36 protein-coding genes are annotated in these 26,246 nt (G+C 50.4%); 30 read left to right on the top strand and 6 right to left on the bottom strand.

Features of this window, described 5'->3' with window-relative positions; all coding sequences use genetic code 11:
- Nucleotides 1-2: 2 nt before the first annotated feature.
- From B5F39_RS02780 to B5F39_RS13970, 29 genes are all read left to right on the top strand, one after another.
- The gene (locus B5F39_RS02780) at nt 3-878 is read left to right on the top strand and encodes a hypothetical protein (protein ID WP_087363597.1); all 876 of its coding nucleotides are present in this window, start codon (nt 3-5) and stop codon (nt 876-878) included.
- Nucleotides 868-1,485 carry a hypothetical protein gene (locus B5F39_RS02785; protein ID WP_087363599.1) on the top strand — a complete coding sequence of 206 codons (618 nt, stop codon included), beginning with the start codon at nt 868-870 and terminating at the stop codon, nt 1,483-1,485. Before B5F39_RS02780 ends, B5F39_RS02785 begins: the two co-directional genes overlap by 11 nt.
- Nucleotides 1,486-1,504: 19 nt before the next feature.
- On the top strand, nt 1,505-1,861 hold the full coding sequence (locus B5F39_RS02790) for a hypothetical protein (protein ID WP_087363601.1): 357 nt from the start codon (nt 1,505-1,507) through the stop codon (nt 1,859-1,861).
- 15 nt (nt 1,862-1,876) lie between these two features.
- A complete protein-coding gene (locus B5F39_RS02795; RefSeq protein WP_087363602.1) occupies nt 1,877-3,085 on the top strand; it encodes a baseplate J/gp47 family protein in 1,209 nt (402 codons plus the stop codon).
- The gene (locus B5F39_RS02800) at nt 3,078-3,749 is read left to right on the top strand and encodes a DUF2612 domain-containing protein (protein ID WP_087363604.1); all 672 of its coding nucleotides are present in this window, start codon (nt 3,078-3,080) and stop codon (nt 3,747-3,749) included. The genes B5F39_RS02795 and B5F39_RS02800 overlap by 8 nt, the downstream gene beginning before the upstream one ends.
- A gap of 13 nt (nt 3,750-3,762) precedes the next feature.
- Complete coding sequence (locus B5F39_RS02805; RefSeq protein WP_087363606.1) at nt 3,763-4,512, top strand: hypothetical protein; 750 nt, start codon at nt 3,763-3,765, stop codon at nt 4,510-4,512.
- 3 nt (nt 4,513-4,515) lie between these two features.
- Nucleotides 4,516-5,085: a phage tail protein gene (locus B5F39_RS02810; RefSeq protein ID WP_087363608.1), complete on the top strand. Its 570-nt coding sequence runs from the start codon at nt 4,516-4,518 to the stop codon at nt 5,083-5,085.
- A gap of 106 nt (nt 5,086-5,191) precedes the next feature.
- On the top strand, nt 5,192-5,782 hold the full coding sequence (locus tag B5F39_RS02815) for a phage tail protein (RefSeq protein ID WP_087363610.1): 591 nt from the start codon (nt 5,192-5,194) through the stop codon (nt 5,780-5,782).
- A gap of 119 nt (nt 5,783-5,901) precedes the next feature.
- Nucleotides 5,902-6,432 (top strand): tail fiber protein, encoded by a 531-nt coding sequence (locus tag B5F39_RS02820; RefSeq protein WP_158095908.1) that lies wholly within the window; start codon nt 5,902-5,904, stop codon nt 6,430-6,432.
- A 101-nt stretch (nt 6,433-6,533) separates the two neighbouring features.
- Nucleotides 6,534-7,040, top strand: a complete 507-nt coding sequence (locus tag B5F39_RS02825; protein ID WP_087363613.1) for a phage tail protein — start codon at nt 6,534-6,536, stop codon at nt 7,038-7,040.
- Between the two features lie 30 nt (nt 7,041-7,070).
- Nucleotides 7,071-7,940: a hypothetical protein gene (locus B5F39_RS02830; protein ID WP_087363614.1), complete on the top strand. Its 870-nt coding sequence runs from the start codon at nt 7,071-7,073 to the stop codon at nt 7,938-7,940.
- 108 nt (nt 7,941-8,048) lie between these two features.
- On the top strand, nt 8,049-8,579 hold the full coding sequence (locus B5F39_RS02835; protein ID WP_087363616.1) for a tail fiber protein: 531 nt from the start codon (nt 8,049-8,051) through the stop codon (nt 8,577-8,579).
- Nucleotides 8,580-8,700: 121 nt separating this feature from the next.
- Nucleotides 8,701-9,300 (top strand): phage tail protein, encoded by a 600-nt coding sequence (locus B5F39_RS02840; protein ID WP_087363618.1) that lies wholly within the window; start codon nt 8,701-8,703, stop codon nt 9,298-9,300.
- A 99-nt stretch (nt 9,301-9,399) separates the two neighbouring features.
- Nucleotides 9,400-9,969 carry a glycosyl hydrolase 108 family protein gene (locus B5F39_RS02845; RefSeq protein WP_158095909.1) on the top strand — a complete coding sequence of 190 codons (570 nt, stop codon included), beginning with the start codon at nt 9,400-9,402 and terminating at the stop codon, nt 9,967-9,969.
- Nucleotides 9,970-9,980: 11 nt separating this feature from the next.
- Nucleotides 9,981-10,328: a hypothetical protein gene (locus B5F39_RS02850; protein WP_087363621.1), complete on the top strand. Its 348-nt coding sequence runs from the start codon at nt 9,981-9,983 to the stop codon at nt 10,326-10,328.
- The gene (locus tag B5F39_RS02855) at nt 10,325-10,666 is read left to right on the top strand and encodes a hypothetical protein (protein WP_143330627.1); all 342 of its coding nucleotides are present in this window, start codon (nt 10,325-10,327) and stop codon (nt 10,664-10,666) included. Before B5F39_RS02850 ends, B5F39_RS02855 begins: the two co-directional genes overlap by 4 nt.
- On the top strand, nt 10,593-11,045 hold the full coding sequence (locus tag B5F39_RS13965; RefSeq protein ID WP_143330628.1) for a hypothetical protein: 453 nt from the start codon (nt 10,593-10,595) through the stop codon (nt 11,043-11,045). Before B5F39_RS02855 ends, B5F39_RS13965 begins: the two co-directional genes overlap by 74 nt.
- Nucleotides 10,963-11,331, top strand: coding sequence for a hypothetical protein (locus B5F39_RS02860; protein WP_143330629.1), 369 nt, complete (start codon nt 10,963-10,965; stop codon nt 11,329-11,331). Before B5F39_RS13965 ends, B5F39_RS02860 begins: the two co-directional genes overlap by 83 nt.
- 202 nt (nt 11,332-11,533) lie before the next feature.
- Nucleotides 11,534-11,671, top strand: a complete 138-nt coding sequence (locus B5F39_RS14200) for a hypothetical protein (protein ID WP_158095910.1) — start codon at nt 11,534-11,536, stop codon at nt 11,669-11,671.
- Nucleotides 11,672-11,756: 85 nt separating this feature from the next.
- On the top strand, nt 11,757-11,879 hold the full coding sequence (locus tag B5F39_RS14630; protein ID WP_255376004.1) for a hypothetical protein: 123 nt from the start codon (nt 11,757-11,759) through the stop codon (nt 11,877-11,879).
- Nucleotide 11,880: 1 nt separating this feature from the next.
- Nucleotides 11,881-12,789, top strand: coding sequence for a helix-turn-helix transcriptional regulator (locus tag B5F39_RS02865; RefSeq protein WP_087363626.1), 909 nt, complete (start codon nt 11,881-11,883; stop codon nt 12,787-12,789).
- A 15-nt stretch (nt 12,790-12,804) separates the two neighbouring features.
- Nucleotides 12,805-14,088 carry a hypothetical protein gene (locus B5F39_RS02870; protein ID WP_087363628.1) on the top strand — a complete coding sequence of 428 codons (1,284 nt, stop codon included), beginning with the start codon at nt 12,805-12,807 and terminating at the stop codon, nt 14,086-14,088.
- Nucleotides 14,075-15,580: a DEAD/DEAH box helicase gene (locus tag B5F39_RS02875; protein WP_087363630.1), complete on the top strand. Its 1,506-nt coding sequence runs from the start codon at nt 14,075-14,077 to the stop codon at nt 15,578-15,580. The genes B5F39_RS02870 and B5F39_RS02875 overlap by 14 nt, the downstream gene beginning before the upstream one ends.
- A complete protein-coding gene (locus B5F39_RS02880; protein WP_239391052.1) occupies nt 15,577-16,878 on the top strand; it encodes a DUF3440 domain-containing protein in 1,302 nt (433 codons plus the stop codon). The genes B5F39_RS02875 and B5F39_RS02880 overlap by 4 nt, the downstream gene beginning before the upstream one ends.
- 33 nt (nt 16,879-16,911) lie before the next feature.
- Nucleotides 16,912-17,445, top strand: coding sequence for a ParB/RepB/Spo0J family partition protein (locus B5F39_RS02885; protein ID WP_087363631.1), 534 nt, complete (start codon nt 16,912-16,914; stop codon nt 17,443-17,445).
- Nucleotides 17,420-17,857, top strand: a complete 438-nt coding sequence (locus B5F39_RS02890; RefSeq protein WP_087363803.1) for a GNAT family N-acetyltransferase — start codon at nt 17,420-17,422, stop codon at nt 17,855-17,857. The genes B5F39_RS02885 and B5F39_RS02890 overlap by 26 nt, the downstream gene beginning before the upstream one ends.
- Nucleotides 17,848-18,171, top strand: a complete 324-nt coding sequence (locus B5F39_RS02895) for a helix-turn-helix domain-containing protein (RefSeq protein WP_143330630.1) — start codon at nt 17,848-17,850, stop codon at nt 18,169-18,171. Before B5F39_RS02890 ends, B5F39_RS02895 begins: the two co-directional genes overlap by 10 nt.
- Nucleotides 18,172-18,820: 649 nt before the next feature.
- Nucleotides 18,821-20,074 (top strand): site-specific integrase, encoded by a 1,254-nt coding sequence (locus B5F39_RS02900; protein ID WP_087363635.1) that lies wholly within the window; start codon nt 18,821-18,823, stop codon nt 20,072-20,074.
- Between the two features lie 127 nt (nt 20,075-20,201).
- A complete protein-coding gene (locus tag B5F39_RS13970; RefSeq protein ID WP_143330631.1) occupies nt 20,202-20,888 on the top strand; it encodes a hypothetical protein in 687 nt (228 codons plus the stop codon).
- A 180-nt stretch (nt 20,889-21,068) separates the two neighbouring features.
- On the opposite strand, the gene B5F39_RS02905 is transcribed toward B5F39_RS13970, so the two are convergent.
- From B5F39_RS02905 to B5F39_RS02930, 6 genes are all read right to left on the bottom strand, one after another.
- The gene (locus B5F39_RS02905) at nt 21,069-21,737 is read right to left on the bottom strand and encodes a hypothetical protein (protein WP_143330632.1); all 669 of its coding nucleotides are present in this window, start codon (nt 21,735-21,737) and stop codon (nt 21,069-21,071) included.
- Nucleotides 21,738-21,930: 193 nt separating this feature from the next.
- Nucleotides 21,931-22,551 (bottom strand): hypothetical protein, encoded by a 621-nt coding sequence (locus B5F39_RS02910; protein WP_087363639.1) that lies wholly within the window; start codon nt 22,549-22,551, stop codon nt 21,931-21,933.
- 59 nt (nt 22,552-22,610) lie between these two features.
- On the bottom strand, nt 22,611-22,976 hold the full coding sequence (locus B5F39_RS02915) for an NUDIX hydrolase (RefSeq protein WP_343217567.1): 366 nt from the start codon (nt 22,974-22,976) through the stop codon (nt 22,611-22,613).
- A 181-nt stretch (nt 22,977-23,157) separates the two neighbouring features.
- Nucleotides 23,158-23,730, bottom strand: coding sequence for a hypothetical protein (locus B5F39_RS02920; protein WP_087363643.1), 573 nt, complete (start codon nt 23,728-23,730; stop codon nt 23,158-23,160).
- A gap of 48 nt (nt 23,731-23,778) precedes the next feature.
- On the bottom strand, nt 23,779-24,516 hold the full coding sequence (locus B5F39_RS02925; RefSeq protein ID WP_143330633.1) for a hypothetical protein: 738 nt from the start codon (nt 24,514-24,516) through the stop codon (nt 23,779-23,781).
- A gap of 7 nt (nt 24,517-24,523) precedes the next feature.
- Nucleotides 24,524-25,117 carry a hypothetical protein gene (locus B5F39_RS02930; RefSeq protein WP_087363647.1) on the bottom strand — a complete coding sequence of 198 codons (594 nt, stop codon included), beginning with the start codon at nt 25,115-25,117 and terminating at the stop codon, nt 24,524-24,526.
- A 544-nt stretch (nt 25,118-25,661) separates the two neighbouring features.
- Here B5F39_RS02930 and B5F39_RS02935 point away from each other — a divergent pair.
- Entirely contained in the window at nt 25,662-26,222 is a 561-nt protein-coding gene (locus B5F39_RS02935) for a hypothetical protein (RefSeq protein WP_087363649.1), read from the top strand.
- Nucleotides 26,223-26,246: the final 24 nt, after the last annotated feature.

Here is a 26,246-nt window from a genome sequence, read left to right on the forward strand (position 1 = left end):
AGATGCCGCAGTCGTTCTCACTAAAAACCATTCGCACGACGATAACGCTCGGGCAAGGTACGTTCTCGTCGGGCGGCAACACAAAGATAATCGAAGGGCTTGCCACTGAGGTCGAAGTCTCAAAGCCCGGACTGCCGGAGAAAAACAGCGCGACGGTCAAGATTGCGAACATTAGGCTTGACGACATGGAGCAGATGACCTTCCTCGCGTTCCAGCCGCTTCAATCGCTCAAAAACACGATTACGATAGAGGCCGGGATTCAGGGACAGGAGCTGGACGTCGTTTTCAAAGGCGAGATAACAAGCGCCTTCGCGGACTTCTCCGGTGCGCCGGAGGTGTGGTTCAAAATCGAGGCTATATCCGGCGGCTACGCGGCGCAGATAGGCGCGAAGCCTATGAGCGTCAACGGCGAAGCTCTCGCTGCCGACCTTATCAAACAGTTCGCTACGGAGATAGGCTACAGCTTCCGCAATGAGGGCGTGACGGCGAGCGTCCGCAACGCCACGTTCAACGGCTCGCCCATCGAGAAAGCCAAAGCCGTTGCCGACGAGGTAGGCGCGGAGCTGCTTATAGACGACGACACGATGGTGCTCATGGAGTATGACAAACCGCGCGGCGACAACGTGCCGCTTTCGGTCGAGACGGGGCTCGTCGGCTATCCGAGCTTTACGTCGGACGGCATCGCATGCTCGTGTTTTTACGACCCGAACCTCAAGCAGGGCGGCGCAATAGAGCTGCAAAGCATCGTGCCGCGCGCGTCCGGGCGCTGGAAGATAACGAAGCTCACGCACAAGCTCTCGGCCTACGTGACGGGTGGCGGCTCGTGGAACACCGCCATCGAGGCGGCCTACATAGGAGGCGGGAATAATGCCAAGTAACGGCGCTGTCAAGGGCAACAAGCGGCTCACGTCCGGCTCGTCGGAGTTCAACGCGATGGAGTTCCTCATACGTAACACGATTCTCGGGCTCGTGAACACCGCCATCCCGGTAATCGTGACGGCGGTAGACGCGGGCGGCGCGGGCGCGGCGACGGGCTACGTCACGGTCAAACCGCTCGTCTGCCAGGTGGACGGCTTCGGCGAGACGTTAGACCCCGCCGAGCTGTTCCGAGTGCCTTACGCGCGCGTGCAGGGCGGCGTCGCGGCTCTGGTAATCGACCCAGTTGTCGGGGATGTCGGCCTCGCGGTCTTTGCGAAGTCCGACTGCTCCAACGTCGCGCAGATGCAGGACAAGCCGGTGCAGCCCGGGTCGTTCCGCAAGTTCTCGATGTCCGACGGCTTTTACATCGGCGGCTTCCTCAACCGCGCGCCGTCGGTCTACATCGAGGTCAAGCAAGACCAAAGCATAGTCATAACGGCATCGGGCGGCGTGACGGTCAACGCGCCTACGGTGACGGTGCCGAGCGGCGACGTGATAGCGTCGGGAAAATCGTTAGTCAACCACACCCATATGGGGGTGCATGGCGAGACGTCGCCGCCGCTATAAGGAGGCAGGCCATGAAAACATGAAAAAACGCTCTCTCTTACTCAACGACAAATGGGACATCTTTCTAAGCCCGTCCGGGGACATAGCTCTCACGGACGGGCTTTATTGTGACGCGCAAAACATCGCGAACGCGGTACGGCTCTTCACCAACGACGCATATCTCGCTAAGGACAAGGGAGTGCCGCACTTCGCGATTGACCTCGGGCTCATGCCCTCCGCGTCGGTCGTCCGCTCGCGCTTCCGCAAAGCGGCGAACGAAGTCGAGAATATCGCGGACTCCGAAGTGACGATAACAGACATAACGCCGGGGCGCGTGCTTGAGGGCTACATAGACGCGATAACGGACGAGGGCGAAGCCCTCCGCGTGGAGCTGTGACGGGGAGGTGAGCGAATGGCAATAACTTTCGACCCGCAGACGGGGCTGTCCGCAGAGGACAGCGAGACGATACGCGCCGCGATAGTCGCGGACTGGCAGGCGATATTTGACGACGAAGACGCGACGCTCAACACCGAGCCGGAGTCTCCGGCGGGGCAGATAATCGACTCTCTGACCGCCTTCGTCACGGCTAAGGATACCGAGCTGCTCAACATCGCAAATCAGTTCAATCCGCTTGTTGCGGACGGACGCTTTCAGGACGCGATTGCGAAGATATATTTCATCACGCGAAAGACCGCCGAACCGACGGTCGTCACGTGCCAGTGTACGGGCTTGCAGGGTACCGTTATCCCGCAGGGCGCGATAATCCAGAACACGGACGGATACAGGCTTTCCTCGGTCGGCGAGGCCACAATCCCGGACACCGGCGTCGCGAACGTCGAGTTTGCGCTCGAGGAGACAGGGCCTATCGACGTCGGCGCGAACACTTGCACGACGATAGTCACGGTCATACCCGGCTGGGACACCGTGAACAACGCCGTCGCAGGAGTACCTGGGCGCGACGAGGAAAGCCGCGCGGAGTTCGAGGCGCGGCGCTACGCGAGCGTGGCAAACAACGCGCACGGCTCGGTTGCGGCGGTCTACGGGACGCTGGCTAACATCAACGGCGTGCTCGACGTGGAAGTGCTCGAAAACAGGGGTGACTCGCCCACGACGCTGTGGAGCGTGGAAATACCGGGGCATTCCGTCGCCATCTGCATTTACGGCGGCGACAACGACGAGATAGCCGAAGCCATCTACATGAAGCTCGGAAACGGCTGCGGCACGACCGGGAACACCGAGGTTACGTACACCAACGAGACTGGCGGAGTCTACAACTATTACATTCTGCGCCCCACGCCCCAGCCGGTGCAGGTGCAGGTGACGATACGCGCGACGGAGCGCACGCCCGCAACGATAGTCAACGACCTCAAGGCAGCGATAGTCAACGACTTCTACGGCAACGACGAAAATAGCGGCAACACGCGCGTCGGGCTTGCGGAGGTCGTTTACTCGTCCCGCTTCTCGATAGCCGCCATCAAGACCGCCGGAGTCGTTGACCTAGTGGACATACAGATAGGGCTTAACAACGGCGCTCTGTCCAATTACATCACGATACCGGGCAACGTCGAGCCGGTGCTTACGGAGGACGACGTGACCGTCGTAATCGAGAACGATGATTGATTTTCACGAGCTCAACCTTGAGACGATACAGTCTCAGTACGGCGCGAGCCCGCACCTCCGCGGAATCATCGAGGCGGCGGCGAAGCGTATAGACCCTAACAGCGACATCAACACGTTTTACGAGAAGATTTTCAATCTCGACACGGCGGAAGGCATAGGACTCGACATCTGGGGGCAGATAGTCGCCGTTCCGCGCCGCATGTTGGTGCCGAGCGGCGAATACTTCGGCTTCGACGGCTCACAGCTCAACCCGTTCAACCAAGCGCCGTTTTACAACTCCGCGACCCTGGGCGAGTTCTACGAGCTAGCCGACGAGGCTTACAGAAAACTCATCTACTACAAGGCTATGGCGAACATCTCCGAGGACACAGCGGAGGCGCAGAACCGGCTGCTGTCGCTGCTCTTCGGCGACGTGGTAACGTCCATCGGCCTTGAGGGCATCGTCCCAAACGGGATTATGAAGATACGAGTTATCTTCTACTTCTACCTTTCGAGCTACGAAATCGAGATTTTTAAGAACTACGGCCTGCTCAACCGCGGCGCGGGCGTCGGCTGGGAATACTACCAGATCGACCCCGACCGTACTTTTGGCTTCGACGGCTCAGGCTTACAGCCGTTTAACCAGGGGACGTTTGACGGCTACGGCATTGTGCAGGGCGCATGAAGGAGTGTGAGACATGGCACAGCCGAATTTTATACCTGAGCCGTTTGCAATAAACGGCGATAAGAACACTATCCCGGAGAGCACGACGGCGGGCGCGGCGAGCTGGCAGTTGGGCTTCCCGCCGATAACCGCGCTTCCGCTCGGGGCCGGAGGCGTGGCCCCCGACCGCAAGGACTTCAACGCCGTCCTTTACGCGCTTTCGGCGCACGCGGTGTTCATGCAGACCGGCGGCGTCTGGACATACGACGCGCAGCAGAGCTACGCGCCTCCCGCGCTGGTCTACGACGATTCCGACGACAATCTGTATTTCTGCGTCGGAGCCAACGGCCCGAATGGCACGGTGATGGCTCCGCACTCGGACACGACGGGGCAATACTGGCAAAAAATGCCGTGGGGAGATATGACGTGGCTGTTTGAGCCTATCCCTACGCGGACGGGCGACACTACTTTCACCGTGGCGGGCGACGCCACAGGCAAGTTCCCGATGGGCAAGCTGCTGCGCTTCAACTCGTCCGACGCTTATCTCTGCCGCGTCTTCGGTTCGCCGGTCTACGGCAGCGGGCTGACGACGGTCACGGTGTGGTTCGACAACGCTAATAACGTCATACCGTCGCCGATAACGAGGCTCGAGCGCAGCAGGCTTATCCCAGAGGCTACCGCGCGCGGCGTGGCGCTCGTCACGACGACGCAGTACAGCCAAGACCAGATTACAAAGCTGCTGCAAAGCTACTGCTACAGCTCGGTCACTATAAAGGGGGCGTAAGACATGAGCATACCGATGGACGTTGTTTATGTGCCGGACGAGTACGGCAATCTAATCCAGACCAGGGTCCCGACCGCAATCGGCTTCCCGACGTGGTTCGCTGGCCCGGAAATCCCGGAGGGCTATCTCTACTGCGACGGCAGCGAGGTCAACCGCAACGTGTACAAGGAGCTCTTTGCCGCCATAGGCACCACGTGGGGAGCCGGGGATGGTGCGGATACGTTCAACATCCCTGACCTCAGAGGCATCTTTGTGCGCGGCGACGGCGGGGAGAACAATGCGGATTTGGGAGTGAGGCAGGGTGATGCAATACGGAACATTAAGGGACGGTTGTTTGATTATCTATGGCAAGATGTAAACGGTGGTGATGTACCGATATTATCAGCATCTAACAATGGTTGCTTTGGCAACAATACAACTGACACGAATGAAGCGCGAAGTGTAGCGAACCCAAATACAATCAAATTAACCGGTTATGACGGAATTTTGTTTGACGCTTCGCGTGTTGTCCCCACCGCCGCCGAGAACCGCCCCGTAAATGTCGCGTTAAGACCCTGCATCAGATACGTATAGGAGGAAACAAAACAATGACAGTTAGTATATGCAAACGGGGGGGGGGCGCTCCTCCATAGGACGCAACATATAGTTAACATATCCCGCGCGCGGAGGGCGGACTGAGATGCCGGACATCGAGAGCTACGGCGTTGACGAATATGGCCAGTCCTCGGGCGTCAGATCCAGATCGCGCGTGGGTGACATCGTTTTCTCGCCGCGAGCCACCCCGCGCGCTGGCACGCTGGTCTGCGACGGCTCTGCTGTGTCTCGACAGACGTATAAGGAGCTGTTTGACTTCCTCGGCGTTTCCTGCGGCGCAGGAGATGGCGAGACTACGTTTAACTTGCCCGACCTACGCGACGTATGGATACTCTGCGCTGGGACGGAGCACGAGGCGGGGGACCGTGTCGCGGAGGGGCTGCCAAATTTGACAGGACAAATACAAGCACGTAATTATTCCAACAACTCAGGCTCGCCAATGCCGCCCAATAACATTGTGGATAGTGGAGTTTATAATGGCGCAGGGTTAATATCCACAGAATTCCAATCAGGGGATGAATGGGGAGACGTTTTGAGCACGGGCACCAGCAACACAACCGGGCAAAGGACTACTGTGTTGAGGTTTAACGCACAAAACGACAATGACATCTACGGCGCATCCGACCACGTAACGCCCAAAAGCGTGGTGTTGACGCCGTGCATAATCTACGAGTAGATAGGAGATATTGAACAATGATACAGCATACACGCAGAAAGTGTACACGGGGGGGGGCAATCCTCCCTAGTTAGTAGTCATATAGTAGCCATTTCGCCGCTCTCAGGGAGTGCTGCATGATGGCCCGCGTCAGAGAGTACGGCGTCGACGAGACCGGCGCGCCGAGCAGCGTACTGCTGGGCTGCGCGATAGGCGACATCATCCCGCACTTCGGCAGCACGCCGCCGCCTGGGACGCTCGTTTGCGACGGCTCGGAAATCTCGCGCGAGACCTACCACGAGCTTTATGAGGAGATAGGCGCGCTCTGCGGGCCGGGCGACGGCTCTACGACGTTTAATTTGCCAGACCTGCGCGGGCGGTGGATGGTGGGCGCTGACACAGAACGCGGTGCGGGCGAAGAGGTAGCGGAGGGGCTGCCGGACATCGTTGGTACAGTTGGATGGGTCAACGACAATTTGTTTACCGTGGCAAGTGGCGCTTTTTCTGGCGTGCCAGGCAAAAACGACTACGGAGTTATTGCGCAACCGACTTCGAACACGACTCTGTCTAGAGTGAACTTCAACGCTTCAGCGTCTAACCCTACCTACGGTGCATCCAACCACGTCACGCCCGCGAGCGTGGCAATTTTGCCATGCATCGTTTACGAGTAATAATCACAGGAGGACACATACAATGTTAGCATACTGTAAGTATATACGGGGGGGGTAGTCCTCCCCAGTAGTCATCTCTTTGTTGCCGCGGAGGACGCAAGATGATTGGCGTCAGGAGTGGCATCAATGAGTATGGCCAGCCATCGAAGTTCATACTCTCTGGCTATGTTGGCGAGTTCAAGTATTTCGGTTTCGAGAGCGTTCCGCCGCACTGCCTTGCCTGTGACGGCAGCGAGGTAAGTCGTGAGACGTACAGCGAGCTTTTCGCGGTGTTCGGCACGATGTATGGGGCCGGTAACGGGACTACGACGTTCAACTTGCCGGATTTCCGTGGCGCGTTTTTGCGTTGTGTCGGCGGCAATGCAGCTAATTTAGGAGTATTGCAAGATGCTACTCTCGTTGGTCAATATTGTCTTGGCAACAATGGTTCCCAAATTGCACTTGCTGTGTACCAACGAGATAGCGAAGGGACGCTTCCAAGGGCAAATACATCATACTCATATACACCAATGGGGTATATACCACAAAGTGAAATTGTAAGCGGAAATATTGGGTGGACATCTCGGCCACTCAACTATGCAGTCAACATCTGCGTAGTCTACGAATAATCTAAAAATCCCGAAAGGAGCAAATTGAATATGAGCAACAATCAGCAGGCGGAGAGACCCGCCGCACCAGTCATATACACCTACGACAAGACCACCGGCGAGTACAAGCCGGAGGCAAAGGCCACGTGCCAGTGGTCACCTCGCGAAAATAAGTGGCTTATCCCCGCAGCGGCCACGACCACAGAGCCGCCGACCGCGGGCGAGAAGCAGGCCGCGTGCTTTGACGCAGCCTCCAAAGCGTGGACGCTCATGCCCGACCACCGCGGCGAGAAGTGGTACGACAAGGCCACGCGCGAGCTGCACGAAATCAAGGACATCGGCGTCGAGCCTGACGAAACCGTATGGACACAGACCGAACCGAAAGACGGTGAATCCGTCTGGGACGAGGAAACCGGCGGCTGGGTAATCCCGCCCGAAGTGCAGGAGCGCCGCAACCTCGCAGAGGCACAGCGGCAGGCCAACGACATAATCACAGCCGCCATGCAGCGCAGCGCCGTGCAGACGATGTCATTTTCCGCCGCTGAATTTAAGACCTTTGCCAAGGCTAGACTCTTTGACGAGTGGCAGGCGGGCGAGACCTACGAGGCCGGATACCGCCTCGTCCACGAGGGCGTCGTCTATGAGGTAATCCAGCAGGTCACGGCAATCGAGACGCAGCCGCCGAGCGCGGAGGGTATGCTCGCGATATATCGCCCGCTCTCGGTAGACAGCGAGACCGGCGATGAGCCGGACGGCACGCTCGAAAATCCGTACACCTATCTGGACGGCATGGACGTGTACAACGGCAAATATTACAGCTACAACGGCAAAATCTACTTAGCCAAAGCAGACATGCTACCGTGTACATGGGCACCGGGCACGGCAGGCCTCTGGCAGTGGGAAGAGGTCACGGAGGCATAAATAATGACATTACGTAATGTATACGGGGGGGCGCTCTGTGGTAAACACTATCGCAGAGTATGCAACCTAAGACAACATAGAGCAGTTTCAGCAAGGGAGGCGCGATAGATGGCCTCCCTTATTTCTTCCGGCATTGACGAGTACGGCAATGCGAACGAAGTCCATCTGCCTGACTTCACCGGCTGCTTACTCTTGGCCACGACACCGACGCCACCCGCTGGCACACTTGTAGCGGATGGCAGCGAGGTCTCGCGCGAGGCCTACGCCAAGCTCTTCGCCATCTTCGGCACACAGTACGGCGCGGGGGACGGTGTGAGCACGTTTGCGCTGCCGGACTGGAGAGACGAGTTCCCGCGCTTCAACGGGACGAGCCGGACGGTGGGGAGTACGCAGGGGGACGCGATAAGGGATATGTCCGGTTTATTCGGAGCTGATTCAAATGGTATATTTACCCGGGCCACAGGGTGTTTTACTGGCATTCCGCGACTAACGGACACATCTATGGCGACACAACCCGACACAAGTGTGGGAGGACAGTATCGACAGGTAACATTAAGTCTTGCCAATGCCGGTATTCCGACCGCCGACGAAAACCGCCCGCGGAACGTGGCGTTCCTGCCATGCGTAATATATGTGTGATAAGGAGAATAATAAACCATGATACAGATAACAATTAGAAAGTGTACACGGGGGGGGGGCAACCCTCCCTAGTTAGCAGTCAAATAGTAGTCATTTCGCCGCTCTCCGGGAGGGCTGCGTGATGGCTTACTACTCGACCTACATGCAGAACGAGAACGGAGAGATGCAGAAAGTAGTCATCAACGCGGGCGTGGGCTTCGTCCTCCCATACTATGGCGAGACGGCCCCGCCCGGCACTCTGGCGTGTGACGGCTCGGAGGTAAGCCGCGAGGCGTACAAGGAGCTTTTCGCCGTTCTCGGCACCAAGGCGGGCGCTGGGGACGGTGTATCGACATTCAATCTGCCTGACATGCGCGGGCGGTGGCTGGCGGGTGCAGATGCAGAGCGTACAGCGGGGGCATCGATAGCAGAAGGATTGCCGGATTTATACGGTTCTCTAATATTTAGACCATTAGCGTCTGGTACTTATCCTAACATTGTATATGCGGCGTTAGTTAATCTTGGCTCATCAGGCGTTTTTACCAAAAGCGATGCAGCAGAGAATCCCGGCTGCTGGTCTTCTGCAGTTGCGATAGGACTATCTGCCCCTTCATCTGCCGGTAATGCTATCGGTGGAGAAGTTGTGCGATTTCACGCGCAAAATGCTAACCCTATCTATGGTGCTTCCCAGAACGTCACGCCTGCGAGCGTGGCGGTGCTCTGGTGCATCATCTACGAGTAGTGCGACAACAGTATCAGCCGAAAGAGCCTCTTCAGAGGCTCTTTATTTTTGTCATGCGGAGCCCTTCGGGGCTCCGTTGCTTTTTGAGAGGTGATAACTTTGGACGAAAAATATTCATCCGCGCTCTCGTTCGTGCTCTCTAACGAGGGCGGCTACGTAGACGATCCGCACGACCGAGGCGGCGAGACCAACATGGGCATAACCGCCTCCACAATGCGACGAGCCTACAATGACGGCCTGGTCAAGCATACCGACGTTAAGACGCTCACGCGAGACGAGGCCGCCGTCATATACGAGCGCTATTACTGGCAGCCGTCACACGCCTGCGACATGGATTCTCCGCTCTGCACGCTGCACTTCGACGCGGCGGTCAACCACGGGCTCGGCGGGGCTGCGAAGCTCTTGCAGAGAACCATCAACAACTACGCCGCGAAGGCCGGTATCGGCGTGCGCGTAGACGTAGACGGAGCCGTCGGGACGAAGACGCTTTCGGCACTCTGCCAGTGTCTCGACCTCAAGGGCAACGTGTCGCTGATATGCGAAATCTACTGCAACGAGCGTGAAAAATACTATCGCGCCATCGTCGAAAGCAACCCGTCGCAGGCGAAGTTCCTGCGCGGCTGGCTGAACAGGCTGGCGCGCAACCGCGAACTCATAGGCGAGAGATAGGAGGCGGACGCATGGGCGATGAAGACCTTCGCGCGTGGGTGACGGCTCAGGGCGCGCAGCTGCGAAAAATAGAGAGCACCGTAGAAGCCATGCGCATCGAGCTGCAATCCAGGAGCAGCCAAGCCCATGCGGACATATATACGCGCATAAACTCAATGGAAAAAGAAATCTCAGAGATAAAAGCGCAGCAAGCGCAGATAATGCCGCTTATAGAATCCATAAAACATCACATAGAGACCGACGTGCCCGTAGACGCTGCGCGTGACAAGGCCATCGCTCACGGAGTCATATACGTGCTCGGGCTAGGTGTAAGCGGCTTCATCGGCTGGCTTTTCTCCCATCTCGGAGGAGGAAAATGATGACACTGAAAGCTATCGCGCGCGCGGCTCTCAAGCCCTTTCGCGACCTCGCCTCGATACTCTACGACGACTTAGAGTTCCGAGCTATGTCCCTGCCTCGCGTCGCGGCGGCTGTGCTCACTGGCATGATAGTCTGGTGCGTTGCCGTCTGGGTGCGCGCAGACCGCATGTTCCCGGGGTTCTCGGAACTATGCGCCCTCACAGGCGGCATCTGGGGCGCGTATCTTTTCAAGCGCCGCGCCAACCCGCCGGAAGCGGGAAAGTGTGAAGGAGGCGAACTACCTCAACATGACGAAGATAATGACGGCAGTCAAGACGACGCTCAAAAAAGCGGCTGACTGGCTCGCCTCGCACAAATGGCATCTCGTCGGCTTGGCGCTCATAGCCCTGCTCGTCTTAGGGATATATGCAAGAGACTTGTCGCTCAAGCGCGAGCTCTCGTCACTAAGCTCGGCCTACGCACAAAGCGTTGAGCAGGTCAAAGCGCTTGAGGACAAGGTGACGGGCCTCCAAACCGAGCTCGACCGCAAGCAGGAGGAGATCTACCGGCTCCAGCAGGAGCATGACCGCGCCATCGAGGAGGTGACCGCCGATGCGTACCGCAAAGCTCGCACTCTATCTGACAACGAGCTGCTTGCTGCTTATAATCGCCTCATCGACGGCGCTCGCAAGCGCAACGCTGACAGAGAGCGGCGAGATAGCAGCACCGAAGAGTGATATACGCGAGGTTGTAGCCGACAACGCCGCGCTCGTCGCCGAGGTTGAGGCCATACGGCAGGCGCTCTCGGAAGAGCGCAAGAGCACGCAAGAGCTCATCAACGAGCTCAACGCCTACACGACGGCGAGCGCGGAAGAGCGGACGCTCCTGCGCGAGCAGAACGAAATACTTAAGGCGATGTCCGACGCTTACAAGCGCAAGGCGGAGGCGGAGCGCCAGAAAGGCTGGGGCAAGCTGATACTCGGCCTCGTCATCGGCGGGGCGGTAGGGGCGATTGCAAATTAAGTTTGCCACTGCGGCACGGACAAAAATCTAAAATTCAAATGCAAAGGGAGCAGCCGTGTCGCGGCGGTATTATATGGGGCGGAGAAATCCGCCCCTCTTTTTTTGTGCCCGAACACAGAGAAAAATACATCATAATATGATTGTTTTTGCTTTACAAAACGTCATAAAATGATATAATAATAGTCACAGAGGAGGTGATGAAGTGTTAGATAAAGAAGAAAGGGAACTTCTCGCCCTTGCAATCGCGACTCTGAACTTGATAGTCGGAATATTACAGCTTAGAGAAGCAAAGAAGGACGAGAAGAAGAAAAACCGCAAACGTCGCAAGCGGAAGCGGTAATCCCGGGGAGGGGAAACTCCCCTCCTTCTTCTTAATTCTATCACACAGAACAATGAGAAAATTAAAATTTAAGTATATCTGTCCTGTGGTGGTCTTTTTAGCGGTCTGCTATCTCATAGACTGGGACATGAATTCCTTCATCGCATTGGTCAACGGGTTAGGCGGCGGGGTAGTCGCGGCATGGATAATATCGGATTGGAGAGACTAAAATGAATAATTATGTTCCCGGCCTTAAAAACGCTCTGAAAAAAGCAGGCGTCACACAAAACGAACTCGCATCTGAGATGGGGGTAGCTCTCGTAACCGTCTCCCGCTGGGTGCGCGGCGAAGTGGAGCCGCCGGTATCCACCATAAAAGAAATTGCGCAAATTCTCGGCTGCTCGCTCTATGAGCTTCTCGGCTTGGTTCCTACCATAGCCGGATGTCACATATCCGAGGTGCGTGAAAAAGAGGGACAGAGAATTATAACTGTGGTAATCGACGAAAAAGAAAGGAGAAAAAACACAATGACGAGACCCTTAGCCGGCGAACTGATAAACAAGACCTTAAACGACATTTCCCCTGAAGCGTTCAAGACCGCCCGTGCAAGCACGAAGCAGGAGGAGCAACAGATTCTTGAAATCATTGATATAAAGCGGGGGCGTATCAAAAAACGCATCGCGGACGAGAATATATGCGAAGACAGCGACCGATTCATGGATCGTGAAGAAGAGTTGCTAAAAGAGACCGGAATCAACGCGCTCCGTAAAGACTGGGAACAGGCGTCAAACGCCTATTCGGAACTCTGCCGCCCGATAAAATACTGGAAACGCCACGCATTGGCGCTCACCGGACGGACACGCAATCTCTATGAGCAAAGAGACGTGACTCTGAATGACATCAACGCCATGCTCGATGGCTCGGAGGATTACGAAAAAGAAACGGTCACTCTCGAAGACGGACGCATATTCCGCTTGATACGCGACGACAACGGATACTATTATGGCGACGACGGCAGCGTTATCTCGGCGATAGACCTTATCCGCACCGACGAAAACGGCGAACCTCTCAAGGTTGTGGCTCGCCTGGGCTATGTCCCCATCGGCGGTTGCGGAACATACGAAGCAACGTCGTGTTAGTGTTGGAGAACGCTAATGGCTAAATACACTATCACCTTTTCCTGCGGTCACGAGGGCGTAGTCAACCTCTTCGGCAAATCAGCCGATAGAGAGGACAAAATCCGCTGGTACGAAGAACACGCTCTGTGCCCCGCGTGTTACGAAAAATCTCTGAAAGAGGCGCGTGAAAAACAGCAGGCTCAACTCAAGGAGCGCGCCGAAGAACTCGGGCTCCCGGAGCTTACGGGGACGGAGAAGCAGATAAAATGGGCGACGGAAATCCGAGGAAATTTCTCGGACGGCATCACGAAAAATCTCGGCTACTACTCGAAAAAGCCAAAAGCGCAGCGCGCCATAAACGCATGGGCGTCTTTCTGCTACTCGCACGACAAAGCGAGTTGGTGGATAGAACACAGGGAGATGGCGGAATCCACCGTCGAGCTTGTCGGCAATATAATGAGCGGCATCGCGGCGCTAATAAAAAGCGGCACGCCCGGAACTGTCCTTGACGGCCTGACCGACGAAGAGCTCGGCATCTTTGCGGACAGGGCCGCGCGGGGCGAAGAGATAAAGATAGGCGTCACTCCCGTCACCAAAGACGAGATAGACGCTCTCGAAGAGACCGAGGCCGAAAGGCGCGCATCCTGCACCGTCAAGCCCGAAGAGGTCAAATCTCAGATACACGCGGAAATCAGCATCCGCAAGCTCGAGGGCGGCAGGCAGATCGTCGTCTCGACGCCCGAGCGCATAGAAGAAGTCGTCGAGCTCGTGAAGGGCCGCCTCGGCTACAAGTGGGCCTCCGGCGCGTGGCGCGGAAACTACGATGAAGACAACCCCGTCATCGACGACAGAGTATGCGAGATAGCCGCGAAGATACTCAAATGCGGCTACGCGGTCGAGCTGCCGAAAAAAGAGCTCGTCGCGCGCGTCATAAACGGAGAATATAAGCCGTATAACCCGCGCAGGATTTTTAAGTTAGGCGAGGATAAGTTCATCGTCTACTGGGGCAAAGACGAAGACTGGTACCGCGGAGCTAAACGTCTCCCCGGTGCGAAGTGGAACAGTGAAAAAGGGGGCGTCGTCGTCCCCGGCAAAAGCTGGGCGCTCGTCGAAGACTTCGCCGAGCGCAACAAGTTCGACCTCTCGCCCGGCGCGCAGGAGCTTATCGCCGTCTCCAAAGAGGCCGACCGTAAGGCCCTCGTCTGCGAAGACATAAAAACGCCTGAAACGGAAACGCATCCGGTCCCCGGCAGAATCCCGAAGCTCGAGGCGAAAGAAGAAGCGGTCGACGCGAGTCTCGTAGACGATGAGGCAGATTAACACAACGACACAGCTCTTACCGCACCAGCAGGCGGCGGTCGATAAGGTCAGAGGTATAAAGGTCTCCGGGCTTTTCATGGACATGGGCACGGGTAAGACGCGCACGGTCATAGAGCTCGCCAAGCTCCGCGCGCCGCGCATAGACCATGTGCTCTGGATATGCCCTGTGTCTCTTAAAGAGACGGTTCGGCGCGAGATAATGAAACACACGGACTGCACGCCGGAGGATATATACGTCTTCGGCGACAAGACCGACTCCGCTCTGCCGAAAGACAAGCTCTGGTATATAGTCGGCATAGAGAGCTTTTCGTCGTCCTCGCGCGTCACGATGGCGGCGAACGCGATAATCACCGACAAGACATTCGTAGTCATGGACGAGAGCAGCTACATCAAGGGACACAACGCCATCCGCACGCGGCGCGTCACGCTGCTCGCGGAAAAGGCGAAATACCGCACGATACTCACCGGCACGCCGCTCACACAGGGCATCGTTGACCTCTTCTCACAGATGTACTTCCTCTCGCCGAAGATACTCGGCTACAAGAGCTTTTACTCCTTCGAGGCCAACCATCTCGAATACCATCCGAAGCGTCCTGGGCTCGTAGTCAGAGCGCACAACGTCCCGTATCTTGCCGAGAAGATAAAGCCCTACGTCTACCAGTGTACGAAAGACGAGTGCATGGAGATCCCCGACAAGCTCTACAAAACGCGCTGGGTACGCCTCACGGACGAGCAGGAAGAGGCATACGAGGCGGCAAAAGAAAAATTCGAGCACGACATGGACGAACTCGAAAGCCGCTACACCATAAGCTATATGAGCGACGACTACCCGGATTCCTTCTGGCGTAGAAGCTCCATGCTCATATTCCGTCTCTTTACGAGCCTCCAGACCATAGTCTGCGGCTTCGAGCGCGTAAGAACGGGCAGGGACAGCTTCGAGCTCAGGCGGTACGACAGCCGCAGGACGGAGGCCCTTCTCGACGTCGTCCGCTCACTGCCGGAAGATAAGGTCATCGTCTGGGCGAAATATCTCAACTCGATAGAAGACATTTCAGAAGCCCTTTGCGAAGAATACGGGAAGGAAAAGGTCTGCCTCTATCACGGCGGGCTCAACGCGAAGCAGCGCGACGCCGAGCTTGACCGCTTCGAGGCGAAGGACGGGGCTCGCTTTCTAGTGGCGACTCAAAGCTGCGGCGGCCACGGGCTCAACCTCCAGTTCTGCCGCTGGCAGATATTCTTCGCAAACGGCTTCAAGTACTCCGAGCGGCTGCAGGCCGAAGACCGCTGTCACAGACACGGACAAAGGCGGCACGTTACTTACATAGACCTCTGCGCCTCAGACACGATAGACGAGAAAATAGATGAAGCGCTTACGAAAAAGGGCAGCCTTCTCGACGCCTTCCGGCGCGAGGTGAAGCGGATAAAAGACGACAAGGACACAGGCAAGGCTGATAAAGTGAAAAAGCTGAAGGAGATGGTGAGGAAGCTGTGAAGACGGGAAAAACTTATACGAACATAAACGTATACGAGGCGGCGCAGAAGAGGCTCGACTACATCTTCGGCGAGTTCGACCGCGTGCTCGTCGCCTTCTCCGGCGGCAAGGACTCGGGCGTCTGCCTCAACCTCTGCTACGAGTACGCGAAAGAGCGCGGCCTGCTGGGCAAGCTCGCCATGTACCACATCGACTACGAGGCTCAGTACAGAGCCACGACCGAGTTCGTTGAAAAGACCTTCGCGGCGTTCCCCGGCATAGAAAAATACTGGTGCTGTATGCCGGTAGGCGCAAGCTGCGCCTGCAGCATGACCGGGGCGTACTGGTATCCCTGGGAGAAGGCGAAAAAAGAGATCTGGGTGCGCCCGATGCCCGACAACGAGTTCGTCGTCAACGAGGACAACTGCAAGGCCCCTTTTACCCCGGGAGACAGCGATTACGTCTTTCAGGAAAACTTCTCGAAGTGGTACGCGAAGGAGAACGGACGCACCGCGGTCGTCGTCGGCATACGCGCGACGGAGAGCCTCAGCCGCTACAGCGCGGTGGCAAGGATAGACAAAACGACCGGCTATAAGGGGAAGAGCTGGCTCACCGAGGTAGACGGCTCCACCGTCAACGCTTACCCGATATACGACTGGGAGACGGCGGATGTATGGATAGCAAACGCGAAATTCGGATGGGACTATAACAAGCTCTATGACCTCTACTACATGGCGGGCGTCCCGGTCGAGCAGATGCGCGTCGCATCTCCGTTCCACCAGTGCGGCGCGGCGAGCCTCCGGCTGTATAAGGTCATTGACCCGTCTACTTGGGCGAAGATGGTCGGGCGCGTCAACGGCGTCAACTTCACCGCGATATACGGGGACACGATAGCTATGGGCTGGAAGGATATAAAACTTCCGGCGGGCCACACGTGGAAGTCGTATTACGAGTTCCTGCTCACGACGATGGACAAGGCCACAGCGGAACACTATGACGACGTGCTCCGGCGCAGCAAGAAATACTGGATGGAGAAGGGCGGCGGAGTCAGGAAAGAGACGGTCAAGGAAATAATGCAGACAATACCGGGCGTCGAGCACGTCGGTCCCTCGAAGCAGTACGAGGGTCGCGAGATACTGCGCTTTTCGGAGTACCCGGACGACATAGACTGCTCCGAGTTCACTGTCGTGCCGTCCTACAAGCGTATGTGTATTTGCATAATGAAAAACGACTATTACTGTAAATACGCCGGCTTCGGCCCGACGAAGGAAGCGACGGTCAAGCGCCGCAAGGCGATGGAGAAATACAAGAATTTATAACAGAGATAAGAGGGAACGGAAGGAAGGATATAAATGTTCAGAAGCCCGGCTTATGATGTGAGACCCGTCCCGGTGGAACGGATACGCGCGAACGAGTATAACCCGAACTCCGTCGCGCCGCCTGAGATGAAGCTGCTTTATAAATCCATACTCGAGGACGGCTATACTATGCCCATCGTCTGCTACTACATCCCCGAGGAGGACGTCTACGAGATAGTAGACGGGTTTCACCGCTGGATGACGATGCTTAAGCACAAGGACATTTACGAGCGCGAGCACGGAATGATACCAGTGACTGTCATTGACAAGGACATATCAAACCGCATGGCGAGCACAATACGGCACAACCGCGCGCGCGGCACGCACGACGTGGAGCTGATGAAAAACATCGTCGCGGAGCTCGTCGAGGCGGGGATGTCCGACGCGTGGATAATGAAAAACATCGGCATGGACGCCGAAGAGCTGCTCCGGCTGAAACAGATCTCCGGTCTTGCGGCGCTTTTCAAAGACAAAGAGTTCTCTCGCTCATGGGAGGCCGACAATGCCGAAGAAGACGATAACCTATAGGCTCATGTGCGCCGACGAGGACGAGCGCGAGTTCTACGGGGTGATGGGGAAGTTCTTCGCGCTGCTCAAATACAGGCGGGAGATAGGCTATCGCATATCCAACGCGGCGGGGCGCATGTGGGTGGTCGCGCTGCTCACAGACGAGGTGATAGGCTTCGGCTCTTTCGGCGTGGACAGGCACGGCGTCGGCCATCTCTATGACGCATGGGTCACGGAAAAGTACCGCAAGAAGGATGTCTACCGGACGATTCTCAACCTCCAGATGAACTGGTTCAAAGACCACGGCGTCACAGAGATATGGGCCGTCGTGCCTCCGTACCTACAGGAGCGTTTCGCCGGGCTTGGCTTTGAGGCGGAGACGTATCGCGGGAAGTACGCTTATATGAAAGGAGAGCCAAGAGAGTGGCTGTAGAAAAAAAATATATATCCACGGCGGAAGCTGTACGAATGACTGGGCTGTCTCAGGGGCACATCTCGAAGATGTGTCGGAACGGGAAAATCCCTGGCGCTATATTGATAGGTAACTCTTACGCCATCCCACTGGAATGGGCTGATGCCGCCGTCAGGCTGAAAGAGACGACCGTCTCAATAAACGAAGCCGCGGAGCTTGCCGGAGTAACACGAGGGGCAATAATGCTCGCTGCCAAAGAGGGGCGGCTTGTAAAAATACAGCATAGGATAACTAGAGATTCGTTGGCCAGATACATAGAACGAAGGATAGGATAAGGCGGCGTTAGAAATTACCCCGCCGCCTTAAAAAATGTTTTCCCGAATTTAAACACGGCACAAGAGCGGCACAAAGAAAAATAATGAACATATAAGACTAGGTACAATCAGCTATTATGCAAATTTTTATGGTGTGCCTTTCCCGCACCAATTTTCTACATTCAGGCAACATTTCCAACTTATTAAACAAAATCAGTGTCTATCATAAATTCTGAAAAAGTTAGTAATAGAGCGGCTTCGTAGAGTGTTAGTTGGATTTTTAAAAAGATTACTTTATGTAAATATAGAACAACTAGCGTTAACTAAGATGTCATGCTTTTAGTCAAACAGTAGTAAGAAAATCGCAGTAGAAAAGTAGTTTTTAATGTGTTACTAAATTCCTGGGAAATGTTGGTATGAGTGAGTTTTTCCATGAAATAGTAGAAAGAAAATCAGACACCCTTAAATTATGTGCCATACTGACTTTTATGCTGAATTTAGACGGTTTATGAATGCGGAATTTCAAAAAGACAAGATGAGATAAATCGCTATAGCTTAATATAAGTTTATTTTTTAATATTTTATAAAAAATAGTTGACAAATATAAAATGTGTAGATATAATACTTACAAGTTTGAAAAATTCTGAAATACATAAAGGAGCATGAAATAATGAATTTGACAGACAAGGAAATAAAAGCGATAAAACCAGTGAACAAACCGAAATATAAAAGTGACGGTAATGGACTGTATATTTATGTTTCCCCTATTAAAGTAGGTGGAAGGGTTTCGTACCACTATAAGTGGATGTATCGTTATACAAGCCCTGTTACAGGACAACAAGTTTGGTATAAAGGGAAGATTGGTGATTATCCTAATGTGTCCTTAAAAGAAGCAAGGCAAATAAGGGGAGAATTGGCTAGGAGTAGTGACCCTAATGCGGAATTGGAAAGGAAAAAAAAAGAGGTAATTTTAGAACGTATAAAGTCATTTGAAGATGTTTTTGATATATGGTATGAATATTGGCGCAAAACTGTAGCACCAACTACAGAAGAAAAAATCATGTCCCGATATAACTGCCACATAAAGACCAGTAAAAACAATAAAAAGCTAATATGTGACATAACCACTTTAGATATTTCAACAGATTTAAACAAGCTAAGTGCCCCTAGTGCCGAAAAGGTCAAGGGAATATACAATATGGTTTTTACGTTTGCTATCAATGAGGGGTATGGTATAGATAGAGAGGGAAAGACTATTATTAATCCAGTGCCCAAAGGAACACTGCTTTCACATCGTACATATACAGAAAAGAAGCACCCTGGTATCACAGATAAAGAAAAGTTGCCTAATCTCATAAAAAATATCTATGGCTATAGTGGTAATCCTATTGTTAGAGGGGCGTTGATTTTTCTTTTGCATTGTGCAACGAGGAGTAGTGAGATGCGTCATATCAAGTGGAGGGATATAGATTGGGAAAATAAGATAATTACAGTACAAAATACAAAAAACAAACATAGTTTGAAAGTTCCTATGAGCTGTCAAGTTGAAGATATGCTTAACGAACTGAAAGTCATTAGGGGCAATTCTCTGAAAATTGATGATTATATTTTTCATAAACGTGGAGATTTTAAGACACCAATAAGCAATGTAACGACAAATGCGGCTTTACAGTTGATGGGATACGATACACATAAAGAGCATACTACTCATGGCTTTAGAACGACATTCTCAACGTTTGCTCATGAAATGTGGGATTCAAAATATGGGCGTGAAATTATAGAGAAACAGTTAGACCACGTAGTTGGAACAGGTGTTGCTCGAATATATGACGAATCGGAACATTTGGAATGTCGAAGGGCGTTATTACAAGATTGGAGTAATTTTCTTGATGAGATAGGATATAGTAAAAAAGCAGTTGCTTAATTTTTTATATTATAGGTAATTAAATAAAAAATACGAGGGATATATCGTTATTTGTGTTCATTATAAAAGTTATTGTTATCGATATATCCCCCTATCTTTTTTAGAAAGGAGACTACTTGGTTATTTAATGTATAAAGCATTAGATAATAAGGATAGAAACTCTATATTTACTTCTTCTGACCTTGATGCGATTTTTGCTAATCAAAACTATAGGAATAAAATATATGATAAAAGATATGCGTTGTGGCTGTCTCTATTGGCTTTATACACAGGGGCAACATTGCATGAACTGTATAATTTGCGTTTTAATGATGTTGTTATCGTTGATAATGTTTTGTGTCTAAAACTTACCAATAAAAATAAATCATGTAGAGTTATTCCATTGCATCGTTTTGTTATAAAATTTGGCTTTTTGTATTATGTAAAAGATATAATGTCTATATTTGATACTAATGGTTTTTTATTTGAAAAATATAGTTTATTAAATGATAATGTTGATTTTAATAATGAATATAAAACATTTAATCGTTGGTTTAATGAAAGATTTTTAGTCACAATAAGAATTAAAAGGCCAGGTTTATGCTTTTCTAGCTTTAGAAAGACGTTTATGAATGCAGCATTATCTTCTATTTCTGAGACAAATAGAATGCAAAATAAAGACTATATAACTTTAATAAATCAATATATGGGAATAACCAGAATATGCTTCACATCTCATGCAAATTTCGTTAAACAGTATCCTCCTTTTGTTTTTAAGAGTATTTTGTCTAATATCTGTTTCAATTTGCCGCTAAACATTAAAAATATCATATAATAATATTATTGAATTAACGTTATATAACTATTGTTTAAATTTTAAAAATTTAGTAAAACAAAGAACACACATAATAAAAAGCGGAATAAATTGCTATTCCACTTTTTATTATATAGATATATGAAGTTTCTTGGTTATAAATTTTCAGATTCTAACGGTATTACGCTATTCTGATTTACATTATAGTATTGTTATTATTTCCATTTCATCTGCATCTTCACACTTCTTTCGTATCTTTTCAGCCTCTTCTTGCAATATTCCGAGAACGCAGTCTCTTAATTCGCCGTATTCTTTCATCGAGAGAGTAGGAAATTTATCTTTATTGCCTTCGCTGAATGCATCTCTGACGGCGCTACTTACACCTTTACCGGAGCTTCCTGTTACATATCCTGGCTTGGCCTTAATATCTGCATCAAATCGATATAACATTATATAGTCATCTTCTGTTTCCTCTTCGCCTGTTAGTATTTTTCTGGCTGTAACAGATATTATTTCCTCATTGCCCAGTATCTTGTCGAACTGCTCTTCTAGTTCATCAATGGTAGTTTCGTCAGGCGCTATGCTGAATATTGCTTTAGATGTACTACAGTGTGGCATAAATTCGTCAAATTCTTGCGGGTAGTCCCCTATTCTTACAACTACATTCTTATACATGTCGTTCTCCGCCAAATTCACAAACTCGACATCATAATAGGCCGTGTTGTTTGAACGGCTGCGGATGCTTGTATTGAGCTTATAGGTTATCTCACCTGCATATTTTGTATCAAGCAGCCGTTCCAAATCTTGGGCGTTCTGTTTAACAAATATCTTGTTTGAGTAATATCTTTCTTTCCCTTCTATAGACTGCAATAGGAGGGTGTTTGTTAGGGACATAGCTTTCTTCCTTTCTTCAGTTGCTTGTCAAAAACACATAAATTAACGATGATTTCTGTTGCTTTTTAGCCTGTTTTCGCACAAAATTAGGCGTTTCTAGGCACTTATTTTATCAAGAGGATAAATGATGCCTCTCTGGAAAAAGACATGCCTTATTTTTGATTTTCTGCTACTCAAGCATTGTATCTTTTTCGGCGGACTTCTTTTCTTCCAACCATTCGAGATATTCGCAGTATTCACTGGCGAAGGCGAAGTCAAATCCGGAGCCGTCGCTTAAATTCTCCCAATCGAAGTCATAACGTTTATCTGGAGATGCTTTGAGCTTTAGCACTATATGTCCTTCTTCGTCGTCTTCTGCGACACAATCATGTATTCCGATGAGTACAGTATCGTCATGTGCATATGTCCTATAGCTGAAACAAACTGGGGCGTTTAGTATATCCGACGAAAATATCATGCTTCTGCTGATACTCGTCAAAAGAGAATGAATAAGCAAATATTCGTACTGGAATCCCTCTAATACTATTTTTGCATCCATCAAGTCGTTTATACAGTATTCAATCCTGAATACCCTGTCTTTTGTCTGATGATACGCACCGTCATAGAGATAACCGCCTCCGCACCTTCTGGGCTTTACGTTATGCTCTTTGCCGTCTGTCCCCATATAGCTGAACACTACATAGGGCATAAGCCCTTTAGCCTGTAATTCATCTTTTGGGATTGCATTTATCACTTCTGGAATACGGGCTTTTAGTTCTTTGACTGTCATGATTTTCTTGGTATTGTCCAATGTACATAGCCCCTTTCTGAATGTGTCTAATGTTCAAAGCCTATATAGTCTCTCGTTATCTATCGGATTACGCCTCTGTCCTGATATTCAGCTATTATTCTGCCTATAGACCTGTACATCTTCGTATTCATATACATGCCCATCTCAGCAGCCGTGACGTATTTGTAGCCGTCGTTCTCCGGCTTCCTCATGCCGTCTTTATCAAGAAACGTTGATACGCATGTCACGGGAAGTTCGTCGTCTACGATGTAGAGATAGACATACAGGTCTTTGTCTGCTTTATATTGGAATCTGCCTACCTCAATCATTTTATCCGCATCGGCGTCGATGTCGGTTTCTTCTTTCAATTCCCTCAAGGCCGCGGCGAGATAGTCTTCGCCGTCTTCATGAATGCCTTTCGGAAGCCCCCATATTTTGCTTGGCACTTTTATATTAGTCTCATGGTCTGTTTCGTAAAATGGGCTGTTGGTAGGATGGACTATTAGAAATCTCTTTGTGTTCCTGCAATAAATAAGTGTGGCGCAGCTTAGCTGCATTATTATGCACGACCCCTTCTATTTTTTTCTATACATTCCAAAATGTTTTGTTTTTGTAAATTCTTTGAGGTCACTGGCTGAGTATATCTAAAATCGTCTTTTCTACCTCGCCTGTAATATGAATATCATGAAACGTATCGACCTCGTGCCAGTTCTTGAAGTTGTACGGCATAAGTGGAACGGTCTCAATCTTGTGATTGATTCTTTCATCTTTACTGCCATATACGATATGAACTGTTCTATTTATAAATTTATCTTCTCCATCATCCCAATCATAAAAATATTTTTCAAATTGCTTGACATAATCTTTTAACACAAATTCTTTTCTATCGTCGCCGCTTAGGTGCAGAAACGGCAAAAAACAGGGATTTAGAAAAATAGCTTTATCAAAACCATAATTCGTATGAAGAATATATCCGGCAAAACAGCCCATACTTGTCGCAATGAGGATTTTCTTCGTGCCGTCTTTCATATCATATCCGTGCATGAACATCTCATATTTCAGCTTTGACAGGGACGGAGTAATGCCGCCGCCATGATTCAAAGTAGGGGAAATAATAGTTTCTGCCGGAAAGTGTTCTTTCAGCCATTCATATTTTGAATTGTTTCCTTTACCATTGTAGCCGTGGATATTGATTATCATACGGAACCCCCCTTCTATCTTGTGTTTGTTGTATCCGGTTCCTGTATGTCACCACTTGACCTTTATGTTGTAAAACGTGAGCGGGATCATATTGCGCGGGAAAACTCCGCCGACAAAGGGAAATAGGGACGGCAATATTCTAAGGTATGCATAATAATGCCCATCGACGTTGAGATGAATCTCGTCATATTTACCAAATTCATCCTTTTCCAACGTCTGCATATCGTGTGATACCGATATGTATTCGTCTATAAGGTGTTTTAATGCATCGCGCAGATACAAGTTATATATGGAGGCCGAGTATATCAGGTGCTTATCGTTTATAGGCATCATATCGGCCTCTGTGTCGTATATGTCGTATCGTATGGACATATCCGACTTATCTTTAGCTTCCAGACGATAGAGAATCATATGGGAGCTTCTTATCAGCTCTTTGTTTATCATCTCAGCAATAACCGGCACAATTTTTTGAAGCCCATCTTCGTCATACACGGCATATTCGGCAAAGGCCATGAGGTATAAAACGTTTCTGTTCGCCTTCATAGCCTTATAGCCTTTAATCCTCATATCCTTCCAAGCGCAGCTTAATTTTATGTACTGCATACGGTTGGCTTTTATGAAGTCGAGAAGCTCAGACTCTTTGCTGAGATTGACATCCGCAAGGACGAAGGGGATATGGCTGTACAGCATGACCAGCAGCTTGGAATGGTCTATTTCGTGTATCTCTTTCTTGGGGTATTCGTTGTTGATGATACGCTCTTTTACGATTTTGTCTTTATCCAGCATGTTCATCTTACTCCTCTGCCACAAGGTCTCTATGCAGAACAAAACTGGCCTCTTCCAACGAAGAAAAGCCAATAGTCAGGTAGGCTGAATCGCCTTCTTTTTCAATCTCTGCATCTCTAAAGTATAATTTCTCGCCGTCTCTGGGGATGTACAAGCCGCTGACGAATGTGTCCTTGAGTATCATACGCCCTTCTAACTGATTTGTAGGTATTGTTACGAATATGCAGTTTCTTGATTTATAGAAGAACCTCTTATCGTTAATGTCTATGCCTCTGATGGCATTGTAAAAGTTCTCAGGTTTATAAAACCTACCCTGCCATTCACTTTCATAATATACTTTGAAGTTCAGCATGTTTTTATATTTTTTCTCTATCAATATGTTGCTGAATAAGTATTTATGTCCATTTTTTAACATAAAAGTATAGTTTAAGCGTTCAGAGCAAAATCTTAAATGACGCTCTTTTGACACAATTTGAGCCGCAATCTCTTTCTCGTCAACACAGAAATAGTCCCCTGCCGGAGAATAGTCGCAGTTGATGCCGTCAAAAAGTATTTTTGCTGTCATAAAATCAGAGTACATAGCAGCTTTCATTCTTTGCATTTCTATATCACTCTTTCTTGTTGAAAATTTTTATTTTATGTTTTCGGTAAAGCATAAAAAGTACATGGGGCAAGAAAACTATTTTTTACGCGGCGGCAGTTACACATAACATAGATTCATGCCATACACTGCCGATTTTTCTCTTTTAAGCCGACGGCAGAAGCCGTACACTTACAAAACAGACAACCATTTAACCTTGATAAGTTGAAAAGAATGCGCCGATTAACGACAAGGACATATTATATAGACATAAACAACAAATGTCAATGGTTTTTCAAGAAATACATGTATTTTGTATTGATATTAGTTAAAGGAACGTGTATAATAGCCAAGCCAAGAAATTTATTGGTCGCTTATCTAACGCAGGGAAACACCTATTATCGAACTGAATAGCGAGTAATCTGTATTTTATATATAACGCTCAAAAAAAAAGCACAACGCCGCTTGGTAGGTAAATATAGCTATTCTATATCTTTTATGATAATAAAACGGTCGTGCCTACAACTGTCAAAGCCTGATACAAGTAAAAAGGAGAATGATATATATGCCGAGACCGAAAGTGAATGTTTATGTCAGCTACGATAAAGCTCCTGTAGTGAAAGGTGCGAAGTGTGATTATTGCCCAGAGGCGGATTGTTACTTTATCGACGTTGATGAGCTTAGGGGAAAAATGCGGGTAAGCAGCGTATTCATGGAAAGAGCCTTCTTCGACAGGCAAGGTGAGAAATACTTTTTCAGCAATCTCCATGTGATGAAAGGCCGCAAGGGGATAACTATAGAGGCCGTTTTTGAAAAAGATGGCTGCGACGAATTTATCACGATTGACGAGCTTGATAACGTCATAGCAAATGTTGAAACTACAGATTTTGAGATTATAGAAAATGGGGGAGACTTCCTCAGTAATTGTAACTGTTCCCAGTTCTGCATAAACAGAATACCCAGTAAGGATTTTTTGAAAGACGCCTTTATGCGCGGGGTGTATGTCGTAAAAAGGGGAAAAAGGCGTTACTTCTCACGTTTTCATGTGGATAAAGATAAAGAATGCGACATTACGGTAATCTTTGATGTCGACGATGACAATGCGTTGATTAAAAAGAGAGGATAGCGACAGAGCGGATTATGAAACATA

It is taken from the genome of Cloacibacillus sp. An23, from assembly GCF_002159945.1.
GTDB lineage: Bacteria > Synergistota > Synergistia > Synergistales > Synergistaceae > Caccocola.